The organism is Gordonia jinghuaiqii (assembly GCF_014041935.1).
Taxonomy (GTDB): Bacteria; Actinomycetota; Actinomycetes; order Mycobacteriales; family Mycobacteriaceae; genus Gordonia; species Gordonia jinghuaiqii.
This window is the reverse complement of the sequence record NZ_CP059491.1, coordinates 4,147,647-4,168,422: the sequence shown is the minus strand read 5'-3', so window position 1 is coordinate 4,168,422 and position 20,776 is coordinate 4,147,647. Positions and strand designations below refer to the sequence as shown.

The following is a 20,776-nucleotide window of genomic DNA, read 5'->3' as shown; positions in this document are numbered from 1 at the left end:
GCCGCCGCACACACCATCGGTGAGGACGTCATGTACCAGGTAGGGGACCTGATCGCGGGGTACCGCGTCCTCGACGTGCTCGGTCGCGGCGGCATGGGTGAGGTCTACAAGGCCGCTCATCCGCGACTCCCGCGCGCCGACGCGCTCAAGGTCCTGCGCTCGGTCCACGCGGCCGATCCGGTCTTCCGCGCGCGGTTCGAGCGTGAGGCCGACATCGTCGCGCCGCTGCACCACCCCAACATCGTCACGGTCTTCGACCGCGGGATCTTCGAAGGTCTGCTGTGGATCGCGATGGAGTACGTGCCCGGCACCGACGCCGCCCGCATGCTCGCGGCCGAGGCGCCGCTCGACCCGCGGCTGGCGTGCACGATCATCACCGGGGTGGCCGCCGGACTCGATGCCGCGCACCGGCGCGGGGTGATGCACCGCGACATCAAGCCGGCCAACATCCTGGTGACCCCCGGCGACTCCGGCGTCGTCCCGGAGGCCATCAAGGTCACCGACTTCGGTATCGCGCAGGTGCTCGACGAGGTGACGAACCTGACCGGTACCGGGATCACCATCGGGACGATGCGCTACGCCTCGCCCGAGCAGATCGAGGGGCGTCGGGTCGACGGACGCGCCGACATCTACTCGCTCGGGGCCACCGCATACGAATTGCTCACCGGGGCGCCGCCGTTCGATTCGTCGTCGTTACACGGGCTGATGACCGCGCACATGTACCACGAACCGCCTGCGGCGAGCGGGCGCAACGGTGCGCTCCCGTCCGGCGTCGACTCGGTTCTCGCTCGTGCGATCGCGAAGGATCCGGCCCGCCGGTATCCGAGCGCAGGCGAGTTCGCCCTCGCACTGGTCGAGGCGTTCGACACCCGCGCGACCCTCATCGGACCGGGCCTGCAACCGGGGGCGGGTTCGCAACCGGTCGCGCGGCCGCCGGCGCCGCTGCCGCCGGCGCCACACCACGCGGCACCGCCGGCGCCACACCATGCGACGCCGTCCACGCCGTCCATGCCATCTACGCCGTCGTCCGCGGTGCGCGCGGGAGCGGCGGTTCCGCGCGATGTTCGGCTCGGGCCCCCGCTCGGGACCTCGGAACCGTTGCGCGCGTGGGTGTCCGGGGAGACCGGGGTGCCGGCGGGACCCGCTCCCCGGCGCCTACCGGCGGGAGGCCGGTTGCTCGCCGCGGGGGCGGCCGTCGTGCTGTTCGCCGGAATCCTCGGTGCCGGAGCCGGATTCATCCGCACCTCGGCGGCCGCTCTGGATGCCCCCGATCCGCCGGATGCCGAGGTGTCGACGTCCGCGGTGGAACTGAACTGGAACGCCGTCGCCGATGCCACGACATATGTGGTCGCGCAGAACGACGAGGTGATCTACCGGGGACCGGCGACGGCGTTCACCGCGCCGCGGCCGGTGCCCGGGCAGTACACCTATCAGGTCGCGGCACACGCCGCCGACGGCCGCACCTCGGAGTTCTCCCGCAACTCCGAGGCGGTCGAGGTGTTCATGACCTGGGACGAGCTGACGCCGATCGTCGACCTCTACCACGATCTGATCCCGGAGACTCCGTTGAGCACCAACGGATTCGACGGGATGCGATGCTGGGGCGAGGATGGTGATCTCGCGTTCGTCTCGTCCAAGCGCACCATCTCGTGCACCCGTTTTGTCGACGACGATTCCGAGGTCGCGTCCTACCGCGTGATCGTCGACCACTACGACTCGCCCGCCGAGGCGAAGGCGGCCGCCACGACGGCTTCCTACGGTGCGCGCGGCGCCGGCCACATCACCGCGCAGGGTCATGCGGGCACGCTGTATCTGTCTGATCGGGAAGGTGGCGAGGGACAGGCGATCCTCGCCTACGACGCCGGTGACCGCGCGCGTTCGGTGGTGTTCGTGACCGTGCCCGGGCAGCCGTCGTCGGCCGCGGCCGACGCGTTGAAGAGACTGCCGATCTGATGGGACATCCGGTACCGACGCAACCCCCGGGCCCGGCGACGCCGCGCGAACCGTTCTCCGGTCCGTGGCCGATCGTGCTGATCGTCGTACTCGCCGGTGCGGTCGCGGTCGGCGGATTCATCGGTGTCCGGGCGCTCGGCTCACCGGATGTGCCGCAGTCCCCGGGCGGACTCACCCTCGAGGCGCAGACCGGTCACGTGGCCGCGAGGTGGGATGCGGTGTCTGGGGCGGAGGGCTATCAGCTCGTGCGCGATGACGGACTCGTCGTCTACGAGGGTTCGCGCACCGAGGCCGTTGACGCGGAAGTGGCTGCGGGAGAACATGTCTACCGCGTGATGGCGGTCCGTTCCGGGGTCAGCTCACCGGCCGGTCCGGCGCGGACCGTGCGCACCGGGGAGAGCTGGGGGCAGTTCGCGCCGCTGGTGGCACAGTTCCCGCAGCTGCTCCCGCAGGCCCCCGGCACGTCCGCGCGGTGGCGCGACGCCGAATGCGTCCGTCGGTACTCCGGCGGGCGCGACGAGGTCGGTCCGTCGGAGACCGGGACGGGCAAGGTGCGCACCGTGTTCGTTCTCCGATGCGCCGCCGGAGCCGTCGACCGCCCGTACGGCGTGTTCTGGTTCGCCTCCAAGGATGCCCTCAACGCCGAGTACCAGCGTTCGTCGTCGACCTCGCGGCCGGTCAGCTGGAGACACGGCACCGGCCTCATCGACGAGAACGGTCGCGGGGTCTTCAAGATCACCGACGACCCCGCACAGGAACTGGCGATGATCGTGGTCCTGCGGACGCAGGCGCAGGATGTCCTGGAGACAGTCGATTCGATGCCCATCTGAGCCGGCGGCGGCGTCGTGATCTCGACTGGCGACGGGCGTGAGCCGAACTCCCTCCGGGTGTCTCAGCGGTGCGGCATGATGGCCTGAGGGGCGTCGGACGAGGAGAGCACCGGCTGGAGCGCACCGGCACGAGCCGACAACGCCCCGACTGCGAACGAGAGGTCTCATGTCATGCAGCGCTTGAGCGGTTTGGACGCGTCGTTCCTGTACCTGGAAACCAGGTCGCAGTTGATGCACGTCACCGGGCTGGTGGAGGTCGACCCCAGCACCATGCAGGGCGGATACAGCTTCGCCAAGGTGCGAGCGGAGATGGAGCGCCGGGTCGCCGCGATCCCCGCATTCCGACGCAAACTCGACAACTCGGTGTTCAACATCGATCACCCGGTCTGGATCGAGGACGAGGACTTCGACATCCAGCGTCACGTCCATCGCGTTGCGGTACCCGCGCCGGGCGGTGCGGGCGAGGTCGCCGACCTGTGCGGTCACCTCGCGGGTCAGACCCTGGACCGGGGCAAACCGCTGTGGGAGCTCTGGATCATCGAGGGACTCGCCGACGGCCGGGTGTGCGCGATGCTGCGGATGCACCATGCCAGCACCGACGGGGTGACCAGCGCGGAGATGCTCGCGCAGATGTGCACTCTCACACCGGATCCGCCGGATCTCGACGAGGCCAAGATCCGCGAGTCCGCCGGCCCGTCGTCGCGGGCGGTGATCGCGGCCACCGGTGCGGTCAACTACTTCGTGCAGCGCCCGCTGGCGATGGCCAAACTGTTGCCCCGGACGCTCGGGGTGCCGGTCGGCTGGCTGCGCCGCGCCCAACACGATTCGGCCATGCCCGCCCCGTTCCGCGCACCTCGCACGCGCTTCAATGGGCCGATCACCCCGCATCGCAGCATCGCCCTGAGTCAGCTGTCACTCGACGACGTCAAGCGGGTGAAGAACCGTTTCGGTGTCAAGATCAACGACGTGGTGCTCTCGATGGTGGGTGGCGCGCTGCGCACGTATCTGCTCGAACACGACGAACTGCCCGACAAGCCCCTCGTCGGCATGGTGCCGGTCTCGGTGCACGACGCCGACGAGTCCGACCTCGTCGTCAACGGCACCAACAAGGTGACCGGCATGTTCACGCAGCTGCCCACCGATGTCGAGGACCCGGTGACCCGGCTCGAACAGCAGGCCGAGTTCAGCCGGACCTCCAAGGAGCACCACGCGGAGATCGACGCCAACATCCTGCGGTCCTGGGCGCAGTTCGCGCCGGGTTCCACGCTGTCGGCGGCGATGAAGGTCTACGGCGACCGCAAATGGGCGCTCGCGCATCCGCCGATCTTCAACGTCCTGGTGTCCAACGTCGCCGGCCCCGACTACCCGCTGTACTTCCTCGGGTCCCGGGTCACCGCGGTGTACCCGCTGGGCCCGATCTTCCACGGACTCGGACTGAACATCACCGTCTTCTCCGCCGACGGCCACCTCAACATCGGCATCCTCGCCTGCACCGACCAGACCCCCGACGCCTGGGCGATCGCGAACGCCTTCGACGACCAGCTCAAGCAGCTGCTCACCGCCTGCGACTAGGCCCGATCTCCGGGAAGGAGCGGTCTCGCCCGGAAAAGGCCTACGCCGACGGGCCGCGCATCAGCTCGTCGAGCCAGACGCGGGCCGAGGCGTCGGAGGGGGAGCGCCAGTCGCCGCGCGGCGACAGCGAACCGCCCGAACCGATCTTGGGCCCGTTGGGCATCGCGGTGCGTTTGAACTGGTTGCCCATGAAGCGTTTGAGGAACACACCGAGCCAGTGGTCGATGGTCGCGGTGTCGTATTCGTTGCGCTTGTCCTCGGCGAGCAGATCCGACCACGGCCCGCGGCTGCGGTCACCCCACGCCTGCCGGGCCAGGTAGGAGACCTTGCTCGGACGGTAACCGAAGCGGGTGATGTGGTACAGGAAGAAGTCGTGCAGCTCGTAGGGTCCGACGGTGTCCTCGGTGCTCTGGATCTTGCCGTCGTCGCCGGCGGGCACGAGTTCGGGGGAGATGATGTCGCCGAGGATCTCGGTCAGCACGTCGGTGGTCTCATCGGAATGGTGACCACTGGTGATCATCCATCTGATGAGGTGCTGGATGAGCGTTTTCGGCACCGAGCCGTTGACGTTGTAGTGCGACATCTGGTCGCCGACACCGTAAGTGCACCAACCCAGGGCGAGTTCGGACAGGTCGCCCGTCCCCAGCACGATGGCCCCGTTGTGGTTGGCCAGCCGGAACAGGTGCGAGGTCCGCTCGCCCGCCTGCACGTTCTCGAAGGTGACGTCGTAGACCTTCTCGCCACGGGCATAGGGGTGGTCGAGGTCGGCGAGCATCTGCTCGCAGGACGGCCGGATGTCGATCTCCTTGCCGCTCACCCCGAGCGAGTTCATCAGCACGTGCGAGCGGCGCAGCGTCTGATCGCCGGTGGCGAAGCCGGGCATCGTATATCCGAGGATGTTGCTGCGCGGCAAGCCGAGTCGGTCGAAGGTGTCGACGGCGACGAGCAGGGCCAGGGTGGAGTCGAGGCCGCCGGACACACCGATCACGATCTTCTCGATGCCCGTCGACCGCAGTCGCTGGGCGAGCCCCTGCACCTGGATGGAGCGGACCTCGGCGCAACGTTCGTCACGATCGACCGAATCGGCGGGCACGTAAGGGAATCGGGGGACGATCCGACGCAGCATGTCGTCGTCGGTCAGCGCGCCGAAGTCGAACGTGATGCGGCGCAACGACTTCAACCGATCCGAGTGGTCGCCGACCTGGTCGCGCAGACTGATCATGCGCATGCGCTCCTGGCGCAACCGGTCGAGATCGATGTCGGCGGAGATGATCTGGTCGCGGGTCGCGAACTGCTCGCTGCGGGCCAGGAGTGAGCCGTTCTCGGTGATGAGTGCGTCACCGTCCCAGGCCAGATCGGTGGTCGATTCGCCGTAGCCTGCGGCGACGTAGACGTGCGCGGAGATGGTGCGGGCGGAATGTCCCGTGCACAGGTTGCGCCGGTAGGTCTCCTTGCCGACCGTGACCGGGCTGCCCGAGAGGTTCGCCAGCACGGTGGCACCGGCGAGAGCCGCCCAGGTGCTCGGCGGGATCGCGACCCAGCCGTCCTCGCAGATCTCGACGTGCAACGCGAAGCCGGGCACGTCGCCCGCCTCGAAGATGAGATCGGAGCCGAACGGGACCTCGTGCCCGTCGACGGTGACGGTCGTGGGCACCGCGTCACGTGCGGCCGAGAAGAAGCGCTGCTCGTAGAACTCGCGGTAGTTCGGCAGGTACGACTTGGGAACCACGCCGAGTACGGCGCCGTCGTGGATCACCGCCGCGCAGTTGTACAGTCCGTCACCCACGATCATCGGCAGACCCACGCAGACGACGGGCCGCAGGCCGGTGGTCGCGGCCACGACCTCGGTGAGCGCCTCGCGGCAACTGTCGATGAGTGCGTCCTGGTGGAACAGGTCGTCGACGCTGTACCCGCACAGGCCCAGCTCCGGGAAGACGACGAGGCAGGCGCCCTCGTCGGCGGCCTGCCGCACCAATTCGACGGTGCGGTGGGCGTTCACGGTGGGCTCGGCGATCGTCAGGACGGGGACCGCACCGGCGACCCGGACGAAACCGTTTGCGTAGACAGACACCCCCAACACCCTAGTTGCGTCGGTGGTGAGAGGGCGGTCTACGCGGGCGTGTCCACGCCCGGGGGGTCTACGTCTGGGGACGCCACCACGTGTCGGTCACCTCGACCGGGGTGGTGCGCTTGTGGCGGTTGCGGTGCCAGGCGGCCTCGATCTTCTCCGCCGTCTCGTCGGGGACCTCGCGGCCCTCGAGGTAGTCGTCGATGGCGTCGTAGCTCAGCCCCAGTTCGTCCTCGTCGGTCTGGCCCGCCTTCTCGTCGAGGAGGTCGGCGGTCGGGACCTTCTCCGACAACTGCGCCGGGGCACCGAGATGGCGGAGCAGGGCACGGCCCTGCCTCTTGTTCAGCCCGGACAGCGGCAGCACGTCCGCAGCCCCGTCCCCGTACTTGGTGAAGAATCCGGTGACGTTCTCGGCGGCGTGATCGGCGCCGATCACCAGCAGTCCGCGATCTCCGGCCAGGGCGTACTGCGCGACCATGCGGTGGCGTGCCTTGGCGTTGCCCTTGGTGAAGTCGGTGAGCTGCGTGCCGGTGGCCTGCCTGATCTCCTCGTTCAATGCGTCGACGCTGGAGGCCACGTTGATGGTCAGGACCTCGTCGGCGGCCACGAAGGCCACGGCCGCGGCGGCGTCGTGCTCGTCGTGTTGCACCCGGTAGGGCAGCCGCACGCCGACGAACACCGCGTCCCCGCCGTCGGCCCGGACCGTCTGGGCCGCCAGTTGTGCGAGTCGTCCGGCGAGGGTCGAGTCCACACCGCCGGAGAGGCCCAGCACATATCCCTTGGCGCCGCTCGCGCGCAGGTAGTCCGCGAGGAACGCCACGCGCCTTTCCACCTCGGCGGCCGGATCGATCGAGGGCTGCACACGCAGGGTGCCGATGATGTCTCGCTGAATCTCACGCATCCCTCAAGTGTGCCCGCCGGGGCAGGCCGTGGCTCGGTACGTGGGTCTCCCGGTGCGCCGGGTTCACTCCTCGCGGGGTATGCGGACGCCGACCAGCCGGGCCTGTGCGTCGGGCGCCAGCCCGAGCCGGTCCCACGGGTGCGAGACCTCGACCACCGCGTAGGCCGAGGTCGGAAAGCGTTCGATGTACGCGTCGGGGTCGAGGGTGAGCGCGGTCGCGGGCATCCCGGGTTCGTGTCCGACGACGAGGAGCGTGCGCGCGTGTGCCGGCGCGTGGATGCGGATCGACTCGAGGATGTCCTCGGGCGTGCCGCCGTAGAGGTCGTCGACGAAGGTGACCGGGGCGTCGATCCCGGTCTGGGCGAGGGTCTGGCGTGTGCGCGTCGACGTCGAACAGAGCACGGCGTCGACGACGAGGCCCTCGTCGGCCATCCAGCGTCCGGCCAGGGCCGCCTGCCGTCGCCCGCGTTCGGCGAGTGGGCGTTCGTGGTCGGGCGTCGCGGGCGGATAACCCGACTTGCCGTGCCGCAGCAGGATCAGCGTGCGGATGTCGCTCATGCGGCTCCGTGTGCGGTGCCGCGATCCCCGGTCACCGACGCCTCGGGGTCGGCGGAGATCATCCGCAGCACCCGGACGGTCGCGCGCCAGGCGGCTGCCTCCTGCCGGAGGAACACGGCGTGTTCCTTCTCGCCACAGGCTTCGGCCTCCTCGGCGAGGATGTCGAACTCGAGGTATTCGTCGACGGCACAGCTGATGAGTTCACCCACCGTGGTGCAGTCGGTGCAGGCCACTTCGATCGCGGCGGCATCGAGTGTGGCCAGTCGTTCCAGATCCGACCGAAAACGCATGCGTCGAATGTACGTGGAACGGCCAGGTGGTGGGGGATCCGACACCGCCGATCCGCGATTGTGCCGTGGCGGTGGGCCCACGTGCCCGCTTCGCCGCCCGTACCCTAGTGGTCGTGCACACCTGGGTACCCGCGTTGTTGGCGGTGTTGGCGGCGTTGATGATCGCGGCCGGCACCGTGCTTCGGCAGCGCGCGTCCCGGGTCAGCGGGGCGATCACCCCGGGCTGGTGGGCGGGCGCGGTCATCGCGCTGTTCGGCTTCGGGCTGCAGGCCTCGGCGCTGGGCCTCGGGTCGATCCTGCTGGTGCAGCCCCTGGTGGTGCTCGCGGTGTTGTTCGCACTGCCGCTGGAGGCCTGGGCCGACCACCGTCACCCGGCCCGCGTCGAGTGGGCGTGGGGCGGGGTGCTGGTCGCCTGTGTGGTGACGTTCCTGATCGTCTCGCGGCCCGAACCGTCGATGCGGCGTCCCGACGCCCTGCTGCTGTGGGGCACGGTCGGTGCGGTCATCGCGATCGTCGTGGCTCTCGTGATCTTCGCGCACCGGTCCACCCCGCATTACAAGGCGCTGTTCTACGGCCTCGTCGCCGGAACCATGTTCGGGGTGTCCGCCCTGCTGGTCAAGGCGGTGATCTTCCAGGTCACCCACGATCTGTGGCGAACGTTCCTGCAGCCCGAGATCTACCTGTTCGTCTTCGTGGTCGTGTGCGCGATCCTGGCCCAGCAGATGGGCTTCGGGGCGGGAGACCTGCAGACCTCGTTCCCGTCGATGACGGTCGCCGAACCGGCGGTCGCGATGGTCCTCGGTGTTCTTCTCCTCGGCGAGAACCTGCAGGTCTCGGTGCCGACCGCGATGTTCCTCGGCATCATCCTGGCGATCATGATCCGCGCGGTGTGCGAACTGGCCAAACTGTCGGCCGTGCGCGGCTGGGAGCAGGCGGTGGCCGCAGAGGAGGCCGCCGGCGTCGCCGAGCGTCCGGCGGCCTGAGGGGTCCGCGTGCTCAGCTGCCGATCAGGCCGGAGAGGTCCTCGGCCCACTCGGCTGCCTGCTTGGCGGGCTTGATCGCCGAGGAGTTGTCGTGGCGGGCGTGCTCACCGACCTGCTCCGCGCCGCGTTTGGTGAGCATCTCGGCGACGATCTCGCCGCCGCGGTTGAAGGTGTCATAGATCGAATCGCCGAGGCCGAACACGGCGAATCGCATCCCGGTCAGGTCCGGGTCGACGCTCTCGAGCTCTTCGGCGAAGGGCTCGGCGCCGGTGGGCAGCTCACCTTCGCCGTACGTCGAGCACACGATCACGAGAAAGTCTGACGGGTCGAGGTCCTCGACGGCGTACTCGCTCATGTCATAGATCGACGGGTCGTGATCGGCGGCGAGGGTGTCGGCGATGGCGTCGGCGACCAGCTCACCGTTCCCGGTCTCGGTTCCGTACAGGATGACGACCGACATGTGTAGAGCTCCTCTCGACGCCGATATATCGCCAGCGAGGGTAGCCTAACCCGCCTGTTGACGCGAAATCGCAGGTAGAGGGGGTTGGAAGAATTACTTGGATGTCCTACTATATGGTGACAGAGGCCATAGCCCCCGCACCCGCCTCCCCACATCCCCACAAAAGTCAAAGGTGTTCCCCGTGTCCGCTCCTGTTGTCCCCTCGATCCCGCACTACCTCGACGGCAAGCGCGTCACCGCCCAGGGCGGCCGCGTCGCCGACGTCTTCAACCCCAGCACCGGCGAGGTCCAGGCGCAGGTACCCCTCGCCTCGACCGACGAGGTCGCTGCCGCCATCGCCACCGCGTCGGCCGCCCAGAAGGAATGGGCCGCCTGGAACCCCCAGCGCCGGGCCCGCGTGATGATGCGCTTCGTCGACCTGGTCAACAAGAACGCCGACGAGCTCGCGACCACCCTGTCGCTCGAGCACGGCAAGACCCACGCCGACGCCCTCGGCGACATCCAGCGCGGCGTCGAGGTCATCGAATTCGCCATCGGCATCCCGCATCTCATCAAGGGTGAGTTCACCGAAGGTGCCGGCAGCGGTATCGACGTGCACTCGATCCGGCAGCCGCTCGGCGTCGTCGCCGGCATCACGCCGTTCAACTTCCCGGCCATGATCCCGCTGTGGAAGGCCGGGCCCGCACTCGCCTGCGGCAACGCCTTCATCCTCAAGCCCAGCGAGCGCGACCCGTCGGTTCCGGTTCGCCTCGCCGAATTGTTCACCGAGGCAGGGCTTCCCGACGGCGTGTTCCAGGTCGTCCACGGCGACAAGGAAGCCGTCGACGCCCTGCTGACCCACCCCGACGTCAAGGCACTCGGCTTCGTCGGCAGCTCCGACATCGCCCAGTACATCTACTCCACCGCAGCCGCCCACGGAAAGCGCTCACAGTGCTTCGGCGGCGCCAAGAACCACGCGATCATCATGCCCGACGCCAACCTCGACCAGGTCGTCGATGCGTTGATCGGCGCAGGCTACGGCAGCGCCGGCGAGCGTTGCATGGCGATCAGCGTCGCGGTGCCGGTCGGTGAGCAGACCGCAGACCGGCTGCGCGCCAAGCTGATCGATCGCGTCAACGCACTCCGCGTCGGTCATAGTCTCGACCCCAAGGCCGACTACGGCCCACTGGTCACCGCCGCCGCACTCGAGCGGGTCCGCGGTTTCATCGCCGCGGGTGCCGAGGAAGGTGCCGAGCTGGTCATCGACGGCCGCGAACGCGCCAGCAATGAGCAGACCTACGGCGACGAGGACATCTCGAAGGGCTTCTTCATCGGCCCGACGCTGTTCGACCATGTCACCAAGGACATGTCCATCTACACCGAGGAGATCTTCGGCCCGGTGCTGACGATCCTGCGGGCACACGACTACGAGGAGGCCCTCGCCCTGGCGTCGGACCACCAGTACGGCAACGGTGTCGCGATCTTCACCCAGGACGGTGACGCCGCACGGGACTTCACCGCGCGGGTCGAGGTCGGCATGGTCGGCGTGAACGTGCCGATCCCGGTTCCGGTGGCGTACTACACCTTCGGCGGCTGGAAGCGCTCGGGCTTCGGTGACCTCAACCAGCACGGCCCGGCGTCGATCCAGTTCTACACCAAGACCAAGACCGTCACCACGCGCTGGCCGTCGGGCATCAAGGACGGCGCCGAGTTCGTCATCCCGACGATGGACTGAGCGAGTTGACCACCTTCGCCGACGCCGCGGTCGCTGCGCTCGACGGTGACGAACGTGTCATCGTCGAGACCGCAGCGGGTTTCGCGGCCAAGAAGCTGGCGCCCTTCGCTCTCGAATGGGACGCCGCGAACCATTTCCCGGTCGATGAGCTGCGGGAGGCCTCCGAGCTCGGGATGGGCGCGATCTACTGCTCCGAGGACGTCGGTGGCAGTGGTCTGCGCCGTCTCGACGGTGTCCGCATCTTCGAGCAGCTCGCCTACGCCGACCCCGCCGTCGCATCGTTCCTGTCGATCCACAACATGTGCACCTGGATGGTCGACAACTACGGCACCGACGCACAGCGTTCGACGTGGGTGCCGCGGCTGGCCACGATGGAGACCATCGCGAGCTACTGCCTGACCGAGCCCGGGGCCGGTTCGGATGCGGCCGCACTGTCCACCCGCGCCGAACGATCCGGCGACGAGTATGTCCTGACCGGCGTCAAACAGTTCATCTCCGGTGCCGGGTCGTCGGATCTGTACGTCATCATGGCGCGCACCGGTGACGCGGGACCCAAGGGAATCTCCACCTTCCTGGTGGAAAAGGGTTCTCCGGGGCTGAGTTTCGGTGCACAGGAACACAAGATGGGCTGGCATGCGCAGCCCACCGCGCAGGTCATCCTCGACGAGGTGCGGGTGCCCGCCGACAACTTGCTCGGCGGCACCGAGGGCATCGGGTTCGGCATCGCGATGAACGGTCTCAACGGTGGCAGGCTCAACATCGCGGCGTCGTCGCTCGGTGGGGCGCAGGCGGCCTTCGACAAGGCGGCCTCCTACGTCGCGAGCCGGCGGGCCTTCGGCAGCGCCCTCATCGACGAGCCGACCATCCGGTTCACCCTGGCCGACATGGCGACGTCGCTGCAGGCATCGCGGCTGATGCTGTGGCAGGCGGCGGCCGCGCTCGACGCCGATGCGCCCGACAAGGTCGAACAGTGCGCGATGGCCAAACGTTTCGTCACCGACGGTTGTTACGACGTCGCCGACGCCGCGCTGCAGCTGCACGGCGGATACGGATATCTCAACGAGTACGGAATCGAGAAAATCGTCCGTGACCTCCGTGTGCATCGCATTCTGGAAGGGACCAACGAGATCATGCGCGTGGTGCTGGGCCGTTCTATCGCGTCCCGCTACCGCGACAACTGACCTCGACCCCGCACCACCACAACCACTTTCGTAGGAAGCAGAGACAATGACGACGATCGCTTTCCTCGGCCTCGGCAACATGGGCGGGCCGATGGCGGCCAACCTGGTCAAGGCCGGCCACACCGTGCGCGGGTTCGATCCGGTTCCGGAGGCGGTGAAGGTCGCCCAGGAGAACGGCATCGAGACGTTCCCGGCCGCCATCGAGACCGTCGCCGCCGCGGAGGTCGTGATCACGATGCTGCCCAACGGCGCCATCGTGAAGAAGCTCTACGACGACATCCTCCCGGCCACCCCCACCGGGGCACTGTTCATCGACTCCTCGACGATCTCCGTCGACGATGCACGCGAGATCCATCGTCGTGCGTCCGAGCACGGTTTCGCACAGGTCGACGCCCCGGTCTCCGGCGGGGTCAAGGGTGCGGTCGCCGGCACGCTGGCGTTCATGGTCGGCGGCGAGGACGAGGCGTTCTCCGCGGCACGCGGAACGCTGGACCCGATGGCGGGCAAGATCATCCACTGCGGCGGCGCAGGCGCGGGCCAGGCGGCCAAGGTGTGCAACAACATGGTGCTCGCCGTGCAGCAGATCGCGATCGGGGAGGCCTTCGTGCTCGCCGAGAAGCTCGGCCTGGACGATCAGGCCCTCTACGACGTGATCACCGGCGCCACCGGCAACTGCTGGGCCGTCGAGACCAACTGCCCTGTCCCCGGGCCGGTCCCGACCTCACCGGCGAACAACGATTTCAAACCCGGTTTCGCGACGGCACTGATGAACAAGGACCTCGGTCTGGCGATGGACGCCGTCGCCAGTACCGGCTCCCGCGCACCGCTGGGCACCCACGCCGCCCAGCTGTACCGCGCGTTCGCCGAGCAGCACTCCGACCTCGACTTCAGCGCGATCATCACCTCGCTGCACTAGGTTGCTGCTCTCGTCAGAGATCCCGTTGCGTTTGTTCCCGGCGACCGAGAACAAACGCAACGGGATCTTCTCGTCCGGCGGTTAGTGCAACCGGACGACGGGCTGGCGCGTCAAAGACGGATGGACGATCTGCATCAGCTGATCAGCAGGCAGGACGGTGTGCTCTCGGCGTCGCAGGCGATGGCGGCCGGGATGACCCGATCGTCCATCGGCCGGCGGCTCCGCGCAGGGGACTGGGTGGCCGTGGCCCGTGCCGTCTATCTGGTGGCCGGTCACCGCCGGTCGGCACGAGCGCAGGCACGGATCGCGGTGCTGTCCGTGGGGCCCGACGCCGTGCTGGGCGGGGTCGCTGCCGCATGGTGGCTGGGTCTGCGAGCAAAAGAACCGGCAAAACACCTGGTGCTCACACCGTTTCGAGGCCGTCACGCCCGTTCGTCCGCCACGGCGGTGGTGCGTCATAGGGACCTCTCCGACGCCGACGTCATGATCCGGGACGACCTTCGGGTGACCACTGCCGCTCTGAGCGTTCTCGACGCATCGGTCGAACTCGGTGTCGGCATCCTCGACTCGGCGCTGTTGTCCGGCGGGGTGACGCTCGACGACCTGAAGGCTGCCCACGCCCGCTATCCCAAGCGCCACGGGTCTCCGACGATCTCCCGTTTCTTGCATCTACTCGACGACGGAGCCCGTTCCGAGGCCGAGCGGGTCGTCGTCGGCCTGTTCGACGCCGCGGGGCTCGATGGCTGGACGTCGAACCTCCCACAGCACGGATACATCATCGACTTCGCGTTCAGCCATGCCAAGCTCGCTGTCGAGGTCGACGGGTTCGCGTTTCACCGTGACACCGAGACATTTCAGCGCGACCGGACAAAGCGCAATGCGCTGATCGGCGACGGGTGGACCGTCCTGAACTTCACGTGGGCGGACCTCATCGAACGCCCGGAGCACGTCGTCACCGCCGTTCGGCAGGCTCTCGGCCGATTCGCGGCGTGATCGCGTTGCGCTTTCACCCGGGGACCGAGCACAACCGCAACGCGACCGGCGACTCCCGCCTAGAAATCCCCGTTGTGCTTGCGCAGTGACTGGATCGCCCCGACCAGTTCGGTCATCTCGTCGTCGGACATGCCGACATCGGCGAAGACCTCGTTGTTGAGGGTTTCGGTGGCCTTCTCGACGGTCGTCCGGCCGAGGTCGGTGATCTCGACGAGCGTGGTCCGGCCATCCGTGGGGTGGGGGACGCGCCGCACGAGACCGCCCTCCTCGAGGCGACGGATCGCGTGCGTCACGCTCGTGACGTGCACCTGGAGGCGGTCGCTGGCCTTGGTGATGGGCAGCGCGCCCTGGCGGGAGAAGGCAAGCAGCCGCAGGAGCTCGAAGCGCGAGAAGCTGAGGCCGAAGGGCCGCAGGGTCGCCTCGACGCGGGCGAGCAGGATCTGGTGCGCACGCATCACCGAGGTGACCGCCACCATGCCGTCGGCGACCTCGCCCCACCCGGCCTGGGCCCAGTTTTCCCTCGCCTCGGCGATGGGGTCGAAATCCATGCTGCGCCCTGCCATGGTCACACCCTAATCTGCCGGCCCCCGAATCATCGGACACGCGGTTGGTGTTCCGCGGCGCGCCATCCGTCGATGACCGCTGTCGCGGCGGCGACCGGGTCGGCGCCTGCCGGGAAGTGTCCGGAGAGCAGCAGCAGGGCGAGTCCGTGCACTTGGGCCCACAGTGATGCGACCACGGTGTCGACGTCGGCCACACGGAACACGCCGGCCGTGATCGCCTGGGACACCCCGGAGCGCAGGGGCTCGATGGCGCGTGCCGCTGCGGCCCGTGTCTCCTCGGACGGAGTCATCCCCGAACGAGCCTCCCCGAACATCAGCTCGTAGAGGCGAGGGTTCTCGAGGGCCCACCCCACGTATGCGGTGCCGAGGTCGACGAGACCGGCGGCGTCCCTGTCATCAGCCGCCGCCTCCTGGGCGGACGCGAATGACTCGAAGGCGCGGATCAGCACGCCGCGGGCGAGTCCCTCCTTGTTGCCCAGCAGCGAGTACACCGCGGTCGTCGACGTTCCGGCGGCATGGGCGACGTCGCGCACCGACAACGCACGCAGCCCACCTTCGCCGACGACGCGTACCGCTTCGTCGAGCAGCTTGTCGCGTAGGTCGTCGGTGTGTATCCGGGGCCTTGCCATGTCGTCCATCGTTTCATAACATCGTTTCATAACGTCGTTACAGAACGAGCGGAGGCTCGCGATGCCACGTCCCCTCGCTGCCAGAACGACCAATGTGGTCCCACCGGAGGGGACCGCGCTGTTCCTCATCGGAATGCGGGTGACCCGCCCATGGCGTGTCCGTGCCTGGCTGGCCGTGTTCGCGGCGATGCCGAAGATGCTGATTCACCTCCGTCGACGCCCGGAGGCCGGGATGCTCGGTGCCCAGCTCTACCTCGGGGGTTCGCTCATGGTGCTCTCGTACTGGCGTAGTGCCGATGACATCAGGCGATTCGCCGCCGACCCCGATGCCCCGCACCTGCCGGTCTGGCGGTGGTTCAACCGTGAACTCGCCGACACCGGCTCCGTCGGGATCTGGCACGAGACCTACGTGATCGGTGAACACGAGACGGTGTCGAGCGGGATGCCCCCGTGGGGACTCGTGCGGGCCGTGGGCGGCTGTGCTGTCGACGCGAGCACGGCCACCGCCGGCCGGCGCCTCGAGCGGAGCCGGAACGGGCCGTCGGGGTAGGCGAACCATGCTCTGCCACAGCGAGAATCGACCGATCATCCCTCAGACACTGCCATTCCCGCCTCCGGAACCCGCCGCCCCGGCTTCCTCGCTCTCGCGCCGCCGGCAGGCCCCGCCCGCCTACCGGGCAGGCGGGGTGATCGTCCGGATGGTCCGGCTCGACGCTCCGGCGGTGGCGCAGCAGACGAGTGTTGCTGCGATCACGACCCTGCCTTCGACGAATCGGGTTGTCCCGTCTGCACGATCGGCAGCGCAACGGTGCCGGGGACTCGTGTCGGCCCCGCGCCGACGGGCTGCTCGGCGCAGCGAATGGCCGCGGTGGCCTTCGCCGGCGGCGTATTCGGGAGTTGCGAGCTGGGCTGGTCGCGACGGTACGGCGGGCGTTATCGGGCAGCCGGCGTTATCGGGCAGCAGGCGTGCTGGACGCCTCAGGCCGATGCTCGATGAGCATCGCCAGCGCGCCGACGATGGTGTCGACGAGCCCGGCGGCCGTGTGGTCGCCGAGGTCGCCGCGCTGCTCGTCGGCGCGCATCATGATGACCGACTCCACGAGCCGGAATGGGAGCAGGCTCCGCTTGTCGGCATCGTCGCCGAGTGCCCGCGCGGCCAACGACGCGTAGATGTCGGCCAGTTCCGCACGCGCGGACCGGAATTCGGCGAAGCGGTGGTCGCCGAGCTCGGGTAGCAGATAGAGCGCGCCGAGATTCCATCGCGAGCGGGCGAGTTGATCGACGTCGAAACGGGCGAGTTCGAGCAGACGTGACAATGCGGGGCCGTCGGCGTCGAGGAGGCCGCGCGCGTACTCGAGCGGGGCGATGACGGTCGTGTTCAGCAGTGTGGCGAGGATGTCGTCCTTGGTGCCGAAGTAGTGGTACAGCGAGGCCTGTCGGATGCCGACCGCCTCGGCGATCATCCGGGTCGAGGTCCCGGTGTAACCGTGGCGGGTGAACAACTCGGCCGCGGCGTCCAATATCTCTTCGCGTGCCGTCTCTCCCCGGCGCCGGGCGGGCACCAGGCGAGGGCGTCCGCGACCGCCGGACGGCGCGGCCGTACTCGAGGCGGTCGCCATGATTCCTCCTGTTGCTCTTGGTTCTTCGAACCCTAGCCGACCGAACCGCCCGGCGCCGGTGCCCGCGATCGACTCCGTGGCGGGCGGCTCGCGGGGCGTCTGAGGGGCATCTTCGGGTTCGTCGACCGGTGAACTGCGAGGGTTAACCGACACGTAACACGCGTTTTCGTGGGCGGAACATTTCGGTCAAGCGATAGAAATCTGGATTCGGTTACCTATCACTCGACAGAAAAAGTGCTCAACGGGGAGCTCCTCGAGAAGAAGGACCGCCGCCCATGACCTCGACACCCCAGACCTCGACACCCCAGACCTCGACACCCCAGACCTCGACACCCCAGACCTCGACATCCCAGAACTCGACACCCGGGAAGACCTTGACCGGACCCCAGAAGTCCACGGGCTCCGGCGACTTCGACGCCCACGACCTCTCCGAGTTCGGTTACGACCAGCAACTCCATCGCTCGCTCGGCAAGTTCGCGTCGTTCGCGGCGGGCTTCTCGTTCGTCTCCATTCTCACCACGATCTTCCAGCTGTTCGGTCTGGGCTTCGGCTTCGGTGGTCCCGCCTTCTTCTGGACGTGGCCGATCGTCTACGCGGGCCAGTTCCTGGTGGCGCTCTGCTTCGCCGAGATCGCTGCGCGGTACCCGATCTCGGGTGCCATCTATCAGTGGTCGCGTCGCATGGGCGGTGAGGTCATCGGCTGGTTCGGCGGCTGGTTCATGATGATCGCCCAGGTCGTCACCGCCTCGGCCGCGGCCATCGCGCTGCAGGTCGTCCTCCCGTCGATCTGGTCGGGATTTCAGATCATCGGCGACGACCCGGTCCTGACCACCACCAGCGGCGCGGCCAACGCGGTCCTCCTCGGGTCGATCCTGCTGGTCATCGTGACCGCCATCAACTGCGTCGGCGTCACCTGGATGAGCCGCGTCAACAGCATCGGCGTCGTCTGTGAGCTCGTGGGCGTCGTGGCGGTGATCCTCGCCCTGTTCACCCACGCCAAGCGCGGGCCGGACGTGGTGTTCGAGACCGGCATCCCGGGACAGCAGCCCGGTTACATCTGGGCGTTCATCGTCTCCGGCCTGATGGCGGCGTACGTGATGGTCGGTTTCGGTTCGGCCGGTGAGCTCGCCGAGGAGACCCGTGATCCCCGACGTGTCGCACCGCGCACCATCCGGATGGCCCTGACCGTGTCCGCGATCGGCGGCGGGCTGATGCTCCTCGGCGCCCTCATGGCGGCCCCGACCCTCGACGAACAACTCGCGACCGGCGGACTGCCCTACGTCCTGGATTCGGTGCTCGGCAGTTTCTGGGGCAAGGTGCTGCTCTGCGACGTCGCGGTGGCGATCTTCATCTGCACCCTCGCCATCCAGACAGCGTGCTCGCGCCTGATGTTCTCGATGGCCCGCGACGGCCGGCTGCCCTTCTCCGAGAAGCTGTCCCATGTCAACAGCCACACGGGGACCCCGATCGTCCCGTCGATCCTCATCGGCGTGTTGTGCATCGGCGTCCTGCTGGTCAACGTGGGCAACTCGGCGATCTTCGCGACCCTCGCCAGCGTGTGCATCATCCTGATCTACCTCGCCTACCTGGCGGTGACCGGCCCGATGCTCTACCGCCGGTTCCAGGGATGGCCGCACGGTGAACCGGGTGTCGATGCGGGGGGCAAGAAGCTGTTCACCATGGGCCGGTTCGGGATCGTGGTGAATGCTCTCGCGGTGATCTACGGCGGCCTGATGGTGGTCAATCTGGCATGGCCGCGGGCCGAGGTCTTCGACCCGGCGGGCGAGATGCCCATCCTGCGCTGGGCCGGACCGATCTGCATCGTCGTCACCGTTCTCGTCGGCATCGCCTGCTTCCCGCGCGGCAAGGAACATCCCAAACCCGTCACCGCCCCGCGCTGATCCCGTCATTCCCTGATCACGAGGAGAAACACCATGAGCACCATCACCGCCGGTACCGGCACCACCGCGGGCGCCCGCGAACATGCGCGGGCGCAGGCCGCGACCGTCACCGACTCCATGCCGGTGGTCCCGGCGTCGAACTGGCCGAACCCGCCCACCGGCATCGACCCCGCCGACCTGACCTGGGCCGAGACCGTCCCCGGCGGCCGCTACACCAGCAAGGTCCTGGCACGCGGAACCCGGCTGCGACTCAACGATGTCGCGGGTTCGGCGTGTGCGCACATCCTGCTGTGGCGTGCCGACGCCCCATGGGAACGCCTCAACGTGGCCGACACCGTGAAAGTGCCGTGGCAGGCCTACCTCGGCACCGGGCATCCGCTGCTCAGCGACCAGGGCCGGGTCCTGGCCACCGTCGTCGCCGACGGGTCCGGCCACCACGACGCCCTCTGCGGCACCACCACTCTCGCCGGTAACACCGCGAAATACGGTGCCGGAGAGCTCCACTCCGCCAGCCCCGCCGGACGTGAGATGTTCGTGCCGGCCGCCGCCAAACACGGTCTGACACCGGCAGATGTGGCGCCGTCGCTCTCGTTCTTCCACGGCGTGGTCGTCGATGCCGACGGGGCGCTGCGTTCGACCGGCAACGCGGGTGCCGGCACGTCCGTCGACCTGATCCTGCACCTGCCGTGTGTCATCGCCATCGTCAACACGGCCCATCCCCTCGATCCGTCACCGACCTTCGACACCACGTCCCTGGAGGTGCTGGCGTGGAAAGCGCGGGCCGACCTCGACGCGCTGCTGGCCGACGCCGACGCCGCCGATCCGGAATACCGGCGAGCTGTCGCCAACTCCGAAGACGCCTGGGCCGCAGCCCGATTCCAGGAAGCCCGATTCTGAAGAGCTCGCCCCCGGAAAGGACCACATGATGACCACCGCAGATATCAGTACCGATCTCGCCGCCATCTCCGATCTCGCCACCGCCCCGGCTGCCGAACTCGCCCTCGTGCCCGGAAGCGTCGTCCACGACGCGCAGGTCGCCGAGCGGGGCCCCTGGTCGGGTGTCGTCGCCGCCGGCGACGTCCTGACGATCGTCGACCTGGCCGGCAACCAGGCCGTCGACACCCTGTTCTATGCGGCCGACGACGTGACCAGGCGCTACTCCGCGCAATCGACGATCGCCGCGCAGGGCAACATCTTCCTCACCACCGGCACGGTGATCCGCGATCACGAGTCCCGTCCGCTGATGACGATCGTCGCCGACGAGGTGGGCAACCACGACACGGTCGGCGGCGCATGCTCGCAGGAGTCGAACACGCTGCGTTACGGCCACCACACCAAACACCAGCACGCATGTGTCGAGAACTTCCTCGTCGAGGGCAGCCGGCACGGACTCGGCAAGGCCGACCTGGTCGGCAACGTCAACTTCTTCATGAACGTGCCCGTCGACCCCGATGGTTCACTCGGTATCGTCGACGGACTGTCCGCACCCGGTAAGCGCCTGGCACTGCGCGCCGAGGTCGACACCCTTGTCCTGATCTCCAACTGTCCGCAGATCAACAACCCCTGCAACGGATTCGACCCCACCGCGGTGCGGGTCATCGTGACCCGGCCGTCCTGACCTGCCGTTGCCGCCGACACTTTCTGA

20 protein-coding genes are annotated in these 20,776 nt (G+C 68.2%); 12 read left to right on the top strand and 8 right to left on the bottom strand.

What is annotated here, in order from left to right; all coding sequences use genetic code 11:
- Window positions 1-30 precede the first annotated feature (30 nt).
- The 3 genes from H1R19_RS18560 to H1R19_RS18550 all read left to right on the top strand — a co-directional run bounded on the left by H1R19_RS18560 (window position 31) and on the right by H1R19_RS18550 (window position 4,355).
- Window positions 31-1,953: a serine/threonine-protein kinase gene (locus H1R19_RS18560; RefSeq protein ID WP_219849779.1), complete on the top strand. Its 1,923-nt coding sequence runs from the start codon at window positions 31-33 to the stop codon at window positions 1,951-1,953.
- Window positions 1,953-2,783, top strand: coding sequence for a fibronectin type III domain-containing protein (locus H1R19_RS18555; protein WP_219849778.1), 831 nt, complete (start codon window positions 1,953-1,955; stop codon window positions 2,781-2,783). Before H1R19_RS18560 ends, H1R19_RS18555 begins: the two co-directional genes overlap by 1 nt.
- A gap of 171 nt (window positions 2,784-2,954) precedes the next feature.
- Complete coding sequence (locus H1R19_RS18550; RefSeq protein ID WP_188328833.1) at window positions 2,955-4,355, top strand: WS/DGAT/MGAT family O-acyltransferase; 1,401 nt, start codon at window positions 2,955-2,957, stop codon at window positions 4,353-4,355.
- Between the two features lie 40 nt (window positions 4,356-4,395).
- Here the strand turns inward: H1R19_RS18550 and H1R19_RS18545 are convergent, their stop codons facing one another.
- From H1R19_RS18545 to H1R19_RS18530, 4 genes are all read right to left on the bottom strand, one after another.
- Window positions 4,396-6,426, bottom strand: coding sequence for an NAD(+) synthase (locus tag H1R19_RS18545; RefSeq protein ID WP_188328832.1), 2,031 nt, complete (start codon window positions 6,424-6,426; stop codon window positions 4,396-4,398).
- A gap of 67 nt (window positions 6,427-6,493) precedes the next feature.
- The gene (gene nadE, locus H1R19_RS18540; protein WP_219849777.1) at window positions 6,494-7,324 is read right to left on the bottom strand and encodes an ammonia-dependent NAD(+) synthetase; all 831 of its coding nucleotides are present in this window, start codon (window positions 7,322-7,324) and stop codon (window positions 6,494-6,496) included.
- 63 nt (window positions 7,325-7,387) lie between these two features.
- Window positions 7,388-7,882, bottom strand: a complete 495-nt coding sequence (locus tag H1R19_RS18535) for a SixA phosphatase family protein (protein WP_188328830.1) — start codon at window positions 7,880-7,882, stop codon at window positions 7,388-7,390.
- Entirely contained in the window at window positions 7,879-8,172 is a 294-nt protein-coding gene (locus H1R19_RS18530; RefSeq protein ID WP_219849776.1) for a hypothetical protein, read from the bottom strand. The genes H1R19_RS18535 and H1R19_RS18530 overlap by 4 nt, the downstream gene beginning before the upstream one ends.
- A gap of 113 nt (window positions 8,173-8,285) precedes the next feature.
- Here H1R19_RS18530 and H1R19_RS18525 point away from each other — a divergent pair, with 113 nt between their 5' ends.
- Window positions 8,286-9,155 carry a DMT family transporter gene (locus tag H1R19_RS18525; RefSeq protein WP_219849775.1) on the top strand — a complete coding sequence of 290 codons (870 nt, stop codon included), beginning with the start codon at window positions 8,286-8,288 and terminating at the stop codon, window positions 9,153-9,155.
- 13 nt (window positions 9,156-9,168) lie between these two features.
- Here H1R19_RS18525 and H1R19_RS18520 read toward each other — a convergent pair whose 3' ends face one another.
- Window positions 9,169-9,615 carry a flavodoxin domain-containing protein gene (locus tag H1R19_RS18520; protein WP_188328827.1) on the bottom strand — a complete coding sequence of 149 codons (447 nt, stop codon included), beginning with the start codon at window positions 9,613-9,615 and terminating at the stop codon, window positions 9,169-9,171.
- A 181-nt stretch (window positions 9,616-9,796) separates the two neighbouring features.
- Here H1R19_RS18520 and H1R19_RS18515 point away from each other — a divergent pair, with 181 nt between their 5' ends.
- From H1R19_RS18515 to H1R19_RS18500, 4 genes are all read left to right on the top strand, one after another.
- The gene (locus H1R19_RS18515) at window positions 9,797-11,329 is read left to right on the top strand and encodes a CoA-acylating methylmalonate-semialdehyde dehydrogenase (protein ID WP_188328826.1); all 1,533 of its coding nucleotides are present in this window, start codon (window positions 9,797-9,799) and stop codon (window positions 11,327-11,329) included.
- A gap of 5 nt (window positions 11,330-11,334) precedes the next feature.
- Complete coding sequence (locus H1R19_RS18510; protein ID WP_188328825.1) at window positions 11,335-12,510, top strand: acyl-CoA dehydrogenase family protein; 1,176 nt, start codon at window positions 11,335-11,337, stop codon at window positions 12,508-12,510.
- A gap of 46 nt (window positions 12,511-12,556) precedes the next feature.
- Entirely contained in the window at window positions 12,557-13,426 is an 870-nt protein-coding gene (gene mmsB / locus H1R19_RS18505) for a 3-hydroxyisobutyrate dehydrogenase (RefSeq protein ID WP_219849774.1), read from the top strand.
- A 120-nt stretch (window positions 13,427-13,546) separates the two neighbouring features.
- The gene (locus H1R19_RS18500) at window positions 13,547-14,419 is read left to right on the top strand and encodes a type IV toxin-antitoxin system AbiEi family antitoxin domain-containing protein (protein ID WP_188328823.1); all 873 of its coding nucleotides are present in this window, start codon (window positions 13,547-13,549) and stop codon (window positions 14,417-14,419) included.
- A 59-nt stretch (window positions 14,420-14,478) separates the two neighbouring features.
- On the opposite strand, the gene H1R19_RS18495 is transcribed toward H1R19_RS18500, so the two are convergent.
- Both H1R19_RS18495 and H1R19_RS18490 read right to left on the bottom strand, forming a co-directional pair.
- Entirely contained in the window at window positions 14,479-14,982 is a 504-nt protein-coding gene (locus H1R19_RS18495) for a MarR family winged helix-turn-helix transcriptional regulator (protein ID WP_188328822.1), read from the bottom strand.
- 29 nt (window positions 14,983-15,011) lie between these two features.
- Window positions 15,012-15,620: a TetR/AcrR family transcriptional regulator gene (locus H1R19_RS18490; protein ID WP_219849773.1), complete on the bottom strand. Its 609-nt coding sequence runs from the start codon at window positions 15,618-15,620 to the stop codon at window positions 15,012-15,014.
- A 52-nt stretch (window positions 15,621-15,672) separates the two neighbouring features.
- Between H1R19_RS18490 and H1R19_RS18485 the strand changes: the two genes are divergently transcribed.
- Complete coding sequence (locus tag H1R19_RS18485) at window positions 15,673-16,161, top strand: DUF4188 domain-containing protein (RefSeq protein ID WP_219849772.1); 489 nt, start codon at window positions 15,673-15,675, stop codon at window positions 16,159-16,161.
- 400 nt (window positions 16,162-16,561) lie between these two features.
- On the opposite strand, the gene H1R19_RS18480 is transcribed toward H1R19_RS18485, so the two are convergent.
- The gene (locus tag H1R19_RS18480) at window positions 16,562-17,230 is read right to left on the bottom strand and encodes a TetR/AcrR family transcriptional regulator (protein ID WP_188328819.1); all 669 of its coding nucleotides are present in this window, start codon (window positions 17,228-17,230) and stop codon (window positions 16,562-16,564) included.
- Between the two features lie 275 nt (window positions 17,231-17,505).
- Here H1R19_RS18480 and H1R19_RS18475 point away from each other — a divergent pair, with 275 nt between their 5' ends.
- From H1R19_RS18475 to H1R19_RS18465, 3 genes are read left to right on the top strand one after another with little or no spacing between them, the layout of a single operon-like run.
- Window positions 17,506-19,131, top strand: coding sequence for an amino acid permease (locus H1R19_RS18475; protein WP_244970750.1), 1,626 nt, complete (start codon window positions 17,506-17,508; stop codon window positions 19,129-19,131).
- A gap of 33 nt (window positions 19,132-19,164) precedes the next feature.
- On the top strand, window positions 19,165-20,028 hold the full coding sequence (locus H1R19_RS18470) for an urea amidolyase associated protein UAAP1 (protein WP_219849771.1): 864 nt from the start codon (window positions 19,165-19,167) through the stop codon (window positions 20,026-20,028).
- Window positions 20,029-20,056: 28 nt separating this feature from the next.
- Window positions 20,057-20,749 carry an urea amidolyase associated protein UAAP2 gene (locus tag H1R19_RS18465; protein WP_219849770.1) on the top strand — a complete coding sequence of 231 codons (693 nt, stop codon included), beginning with the start codon at window positions 20,057-20,059 and terminating at the stop codon, window positions 20,747-20,749.
- Window positions 20,750-20,776: the final 27 nt, after the last annotated feature.